Genomic DNA, 5,661 nt, shown 5'->3' on the forward strand with positions numbered 1-5,661 from the left:
CGAACGCCGCCGAACTCGTCGTCGTCGCACTCATTACCGACCAACCTCCCCCCGCGGCGCCTGTATCGAACATACGTACTACTCTAACGTCACCACCTCACTAGCGCAAGTGTTCGAATCACCCGTCACTCGATGTCGGACCTCCGCGCTACACTCACCGCATGACCGAACCGCCCGTCTCCCCCGTCGACCGCGCCTTCGACGTACTGCGGGTGACGGCGGCGGGAACCGGCCTGACACTGAGCGAGATCTCCCGCGAGGCCGGGCTGGCCAAGTCCACGACCCTTCGCCTCCTGGCCGCACTCGAGCGAAACGATGCGGTCACGCGCATCGGCCAGCGCTATCGACTGGGGCCGCTGGTGCATGAGCTGGATCCGATTCCTGCCTCGCCGGCATACGAGCGGACCCGCCGCGTACTCACACCGTTCCTCGCGCACCTCTTCGAGGCGACCCGGGCGACGGTGCACCTGGCCACGCTGCACGGTGACGAGGTGGTGTACCTCAACAAGCTGCACGGTCCGCGGCCGATCCCGTCACCGTCGCGGATCGGCGGCGGACTGCCGGCCTATTGCACCGGAGTGGGCAAGGCGATGTTGGCGTTCGACGACGCCGCCGCCGAGCGGGTGTCGCAGGGCCCGCTGATCGCCTGGACCGACACCACGCTCACCTCGCCGGATGCGCTCGCCGTGGAGCTGGCGGAGATCCGGCGCAGAAGGCGATCGGTGGATCGCGCCGAGCTCACGCCCGGCCTCTACTGCGTGGCCGCACCCGTGTTCGACGACGACGAGGACGGCGCCTGCGGAACCCTAGCGGTGGCGGCGCTCTCCGCTAGCGCGGCGGACGGTGCTGCACTCACTCGCCTGGAGCCACTGGTCACCAGGGTGGCCGCGGCCGCCAGTCGCGCGATGGCGACGGACCGGACGTGACGAGGGCCGAGGGAACGTGAGCGCCGCAGCCGAACCCCCGCACTGGCTGCACCCCCGCGCTAGCGGAACTCCATGGTCACGTCCCCCAGGCCCGCGAACTCGGCGCGGAAGGAATCGCCGGGCGCGGCGTCCATCGCGCGGATCGCGGTGCCGGGCAGGATCACGTCTCCCTTGCGCAGGCGGACGCCGAACTTGGCGACCGTCGAGGCCAACCAGCCCACCGAATTGAGCGGGTTGCCCAGGACCGCGTCGGAGCGGCCGGACGCGAGGAACTCGCCGTTCTTGTAGAGGGTCGCATCGATCGCGGCGACGTCCAGGTCCGTCAGCCGCACGCGCTGCTGCCCGACGACATACCCGCAGGACGACGCGTTGTCGGCGATCGTGTCGGGCAGGGTGATCTTCCAGTCGCGGATGCGCGAGTCGATCAGCTCGATCGAGGGCACGACCCACTCGATGGCGGCAGCGGCCTCCTCCTGCGAGCACCCCTCCGGCGGGATGTCGGCGCCGAGGATGAAGCCCACCTCGACCTCGACGCGCGGGAAGCAGAACCGGGCAGCCTCGACCGGCGCGCCCTCCGGGTACTCCATGGTGTCGAGGAGATGGCCGTAGTCGGGTTCGTCGACGCCCATCATCTCCTGCATGGCCTTGGAGGCCAGACCCACCTTGTGTCCGGTGACCACCGCGCCGGCGGCGAGCTTGCGGCGGATGTTGACGAGCTGGATCTCGAACGCGTCGTCCGGGGTCATCTCGGGATGGTGGTCGGTGAGCGGCGCGATGGGCGCCACGTCGGCCTCGGCGTCCCAGAGTCGCTGGGCGAGTGTGGAGCGGGTCTCCTCGTTGAGCATGACCGGGATGCTACCTCGACCGTGTGGCGCTCGAGCCCCCGGTTCTATAACGTGTTCTACATGGCAGACCAGGAGTTCGACGTCGTCGTCGTCGGTAGCGGTGGAGCAGGCATGACGGCCGCCCTCGCAGCAGCGAAGAAGGGCCTCAGCGTGGTCCTCGTGGAGAAAGCACCGCACTATGGCGGCTCCACCGCCCGTTCCGGCGGCGGCGTGTGGATCCCGGGGAACTCCGTCCTCCGACGGGACGGCGTCCAGGACACCCCGGAGGCCGCCCGGACCTACCTCCGGGCGATCGTCGGCGACGTCGTGGCCCCGGAACGGATCGACGCGTACGTCGACCGTGGCCCCGAGGTCCTGGACTTCGTCCTCGCCAACTCCCCCCTCGAGATGGAGTGGGTGGTCGACTACTCGGACTACTACCCCGAGTCCCCGGGAGGACGACTCGGCGGCAGATCCGTCGAGCCCAAGCCGTTCGACCTGCGCCAGTTGGGTTCCGAGGCCGCGCGGCTCGAGCCCCCCTACGCCAAGGCTCCGGCGAACATGGTGGTCAAGCAGTCCGACTACCGCTGGCTCAACCTCCTCCAGCGCCCCACCACCAAGGGTTTCCGGCGCTCCGTCCGTGTGACGATGCGCATGCTGCTGGCGAAGGCCCGCGGGGCCAACATGGTGGGCATGGGCCGCGCGCTCATCGCCGCCATGCGCAAGGGCCTCCTGGACGCGGGTGTCCCGGTGTGGCTCAACACGCCGATGACCGGTCTGGTCACCGAGGGCAGCGGGTTGGACGAGCGGGTCGTGGGCATCACCGTGACCCGCGGCGGCGAGGAGCAGACCCTCCGCGCCCGACGTGGCGTGATCATCGGCTCGGGCGGGTTCGAGCACAACCAGGAGATGCGGGACAAGTACCAGCGTCAGCCCATCCCCACCTCGTGGACGGTCGGCGCCGCCGGCAACACCGGCGAGGGGATCGAGTACATGGAGAAGGTGGGGGCGGAACTGGCCTTCATGGAGGACGCCTGGTGGGGTCCCACGATCCTGCTCCCCCGCGGTCCGTGGTTCGCGCTCGCCGAGCGCTCGCTGCCCTGTTCGTTCCTCGTCAACTCGCGCGGCGAGCGGTTCATGAACGAGTCGCTGCCGTACGTCGAGGCCGGGCACCGGATGTACGGCGGGGAGTACGGGCAGGCCCCCGCCGACCAGCAGGGCGCCGAGGGCGAGAACGTCCCGGCCTGGATCATCTTCGACCAGGAGTACAAGAACCGGTATCTCTTCGCCGGACTGCAGGCGAAGCAGCCGCTGCCGAAGAAGTGGCTCGAGACGGAGAACTTCCACAAGGCCGACACGCTCGCCGAGCTCGCCGGACTGATCGGCGTCCCGGGGGACGCGCTGGAGAAGACGGCCGCCCGGTTCAACGGCTTCGCCGAGAGAGGCGTGGACGAGGACTTCCAGCGGGGCGTCTCGGGGTACGACCACTACTACGGCGACCCCACCAACAAGCCCAACCCGAGCCTCGGTCCCGTCCGCAAGGCACCGTTCTTCGCCGCCAAGATGGTGCCCGGGGACCTCGGGACCAAGGGCGGGGCGAACACCGACGTCCACGGCCGCGTCCTCCGCTCGGACGGCTCCGTGATCCAGGGGCTCTACGCCGCCGGCAACGCGTCGTCGCCGGTCATGGGCCACACCTACGCCGGGCCCGGGGCGACCATCGGCCCCGCGATGGTCTTCGGGTACCTCGCGGTCGAGCACATGCTGGCCGGCGCCGCCGCCGGGTCCACCACCACCGGACCGACCACCACCGACAAGACGGGAGTCTGACCGTGCCGATCGACCTCTCGATTGCCCTGGGGGCCGAGCTTCCCTCGCAGGAGTTCTCCTGGACAGCCTCGGACGTTGCGCTCTACGCACTCGGAGTCGGCGCGGCCGGGGACCCCATGGACACCGCCGGGCTGGACTACGTGGACGACCTGCATCCCAAGGTGTTGCCGTCGTTCGCCACCGTCGCCGCCACGATGAACGTCACGGAGGCGCCGCGGGTGTCCTTCCCCGGGGTCGAGATCGACCTGGCCAAGGTCGTGCACGGTAGCCAGTCCGTCGAGGTGCACCGCCCGATCCCCGCGGCCGGCACCGCCGTCACCACGACCAGGATCGCCGAGATCCAGGACAAGGGTTCGGCCGCGGTGATCATCCAGGAGTCCGAGACGGTCTCCGCCGAGGGTGAGAAGCTGTGGACCTCTCGATCCGGGATCTTCGCCCGTGGCGAGGGAGGCTTCGGTGGCGAGCGCGGGACCTCCGAGAAGGTGCAGTACCCCGAGCGGGACGCCGACCACACCATCGAGGTCGCGAGCCTGCCCCAGCAGGCGCTGCTCTACCGCCTCTGCGGGGACCGCAACCCCCTGCACTCCGATCCCGCGTTCGCCGAGGCGGCCGGGTTCCCGCGCCCGATCCTCCACGGTCTGTGCTCCTACGGCATGGTGCTGCGGGCCGTCGTGGACGAGGTCCTGGGCGGCGACGTCGAGCGGGTCCGCGGCTACGGCGTGACGTTCGGCGGCATCTTCTTCCCCGGCGAGACCATGCGCGTCCGCGTGTGGGAGGACGGCTCGCGACTGCTCGTGGCGGCCACGGCCGCCGAGCGGGACGACGCCCCCGTGCTCAAGAACGTGGTGGTCGACCTCGCCTGACCGCGCGACGCGCCCCCGATACCCCACTCCCGATACGACGAACGCCCCGCAGCCACCGCCGCGGGGCGTTCGTCGTGCCGGCGTTCGTCGTGCCAGGGGTTCAGCAGAGCGCGCGGAACCGCTCCACCAACCGGATCCGGCCGGGGGCGTCCATCGCCATCGGCGTGACCGTGAGGGTGGTGGCCCCGGCCTCACGGAACGCCTCGACCCGCTCGGCCACGTACGACTCGGGGCCGATCAGCGAGACCGACCGGACCAGCTCGTCGGGCACCGCGGCCGCGGCCTCGTCCTTCTTGCCGTCCAGGTACAGGTCCTGGATGCGGGCGGCCTCGTCCTCGTAGCCGTAGCGGCACGCGAGCTCGTTGTAGAAGTTCTTGCCGCGGGCGCCCATCCCACCGATGTAGAGGGCCAGGTGCGGGCGCACGAAGTCCAGGTAGCCCGGCACCTCGTTCTCCTCGCAGATCGCCAGCGGGGGTCCGGCGTAGACCTCGAGCTCTCCGAGAGAGGGATCGCGCTTCTCACGCCCCTTGGCCAGCGGCTCACCCCACGCGAGGTGGGCCTTCTCGGGGTGGAAGAAGATCGGCTGCCAGCCATCGGCGATCTCGGCGGCCAGCTGCACGTTCTTCGGCCCGAGCGCCGCCAGCACGATCGGGATGTTCTCGCGCACCGGGTGGTTGATGAGCTTGAGCGGCTTGCCCAGGCCCGTGCCCTGGTCGGCGGGCAGCGGGATCTGGTACTTGGCCCCGTCGTGCACGAGCTTCTCCCGGCGCCACACCTTGCGGCAGATCTCGATGACCTCGCGCGTGCGGCCCAGCGGCGCGTCGTAGCGCACGCCGTGGAAGCCCTCGACGACCTGCGGGCCGGAGGCGCCGAGGCCCAGGATGAAGCGGCCGTCGGAGACGAAGTCCAGCCCGGCGGCGGTCATGGCAGTCAGGGTGGGTGTGCGGGTGTAGATCTGCAGGATGCCCGAGGCCAGCTCCATGGTCGAGGTCTTGGCCGCGAGGTACCCGAGCTGGCTCACCGCGTCGAACGAGTAGGCCTCGGGGACGAACGCGATGTCCAGCCCCGCCCGCTCGAGGTCCGCGGCCTCCGCGGCCGTCTCGGCGAAGCCGCCGCTGTAGTTGAGAGCCATTCCGATGCGCATGCGGGTAACGCTACCGGGGGGCCGCGGCACCCCGTCCGCGGGCCGCCACGGCCCCGGCCCGGGTCGCCCCGGTC

5 protein-coding genes are annotated in these 5,661 nt (G+C 70.4%); 3 read left to right on the forward strand and 2 right to left on the reverse strand.

Annotation, left to right across the window (positions count from 1 at the left end):
• The first annotated feature begins 161 nt into the window (after nucleotides 1-161).
• Entirely contained in the window at nucleotides 162-926 is a 765-nt protein-coding gene (locus tag G6017_RS11565) for an IclR family transcriptional regulator (protein ID WP_182617460.1), read from the forward strand.
• A gap of 59 nt (nucleotides 927-985) precedes the next feature.
• On the opposite strand, the gene G6017_RS11570 is transcribed toward G6017_RS11565, so the two are convergent.
• Complete coding sequence (locus tag G6017_RS11570; RefSeq protein WP_182617461.1) at nucleotides 986-1,771, reverse strand: 2-keto-4-pentenoate hydratase; 786 nt, start codon at nucleotides 1,769-1,771, stop codon at nucleotides 986-988.
• 60 nt (nucleotides 1,772-1,831) lie between these two features.
• On the opposite strand from G6017_RS11570, the gene kstD reads away from it, so the two are divergent.
• Nucleotides 1,832-3,580, forward strand: coding sequence for a 3-oxosteroid 1-dehydrogenase (kstD, locus tag G6017_RS11575; RefSeq protein ID WP_182617463.1), 1,749 nt, complete (start codon nucleotides 1,832-1,834; stop codon nucleotides 3,578-3,580).
• Nucleotides 3,581-3,582: 2 nt separating this feature from the next.
• Entirely contained in the window at nucleotides 3,583-4,443 is an 861-nt protein-coding gene (chsH3, locus tag G6017_RS11580) for an enoyl-CoA hydratase ChsH3 (RefSeq protein WP_182617464.1), read from the forward strand.
• A 100-nt stretch (nucleotides 4,444-4,543) separates the two neighbouring features.
• On the opposite strand, the gene G6017_RS11585 is transcribed toward chsH3, so the two are convergent.
• Nucleotides 4,544-5,587, reverse strand: coding sequence for an LLM class F420-dependent oxidoreductase (locus G6017_RS11585; RefSeq protein ID WP_182617466.1), 1,044 nt, complete (start codon nucleotides 5,585-5,587; stop codon nucleotides 4,544-4,546).
• Nucleotides 5,588-5,661 lie beyond the last annotated feature (74 nt).

The organism is Dietzia sp. B44, assembly GCF_014145245.1.
Classification (GTDB): domain Bacteria; phylum Actinomycetota; class Actinomycetes; order Mycobacteriales; family Mycobacteriaceae; genus Dietzia; species Dietzia natronolimnaea.

Excerpts from the sequence above, each read along its gene's own strand:
- G6017_RS11565 (WP_182617460.1), top strand. The coding sequence starts at position 162 with ATGACCGAACCGCCCGTCTCCCCCGTCGACCGCGCCTTCGACGTACTG.
- G6017_RS11570 (WP_182617461.1), bottom strand. The coding sequence starts at position 1,771 with ATGCTCAACGAGGAGACCCGCTCCACACTCGCCCAGCGACTCTGGGAC.
- kstD (WP_182617463.1), top strand. The coding sequence starts at position 1,832 with ATGGCAGACCAGGAGTTCGACGTCGTCGTCGTCGGTAGCGGTGGAGCA.
- G6017_RS11585 (WP_182617466.1), bottom strand. The coding sequence starts at position 5,587 with ATGCGCATCGGAATGGCTCTCAACTACAGCGGCGGCTTCGCCGAGACG.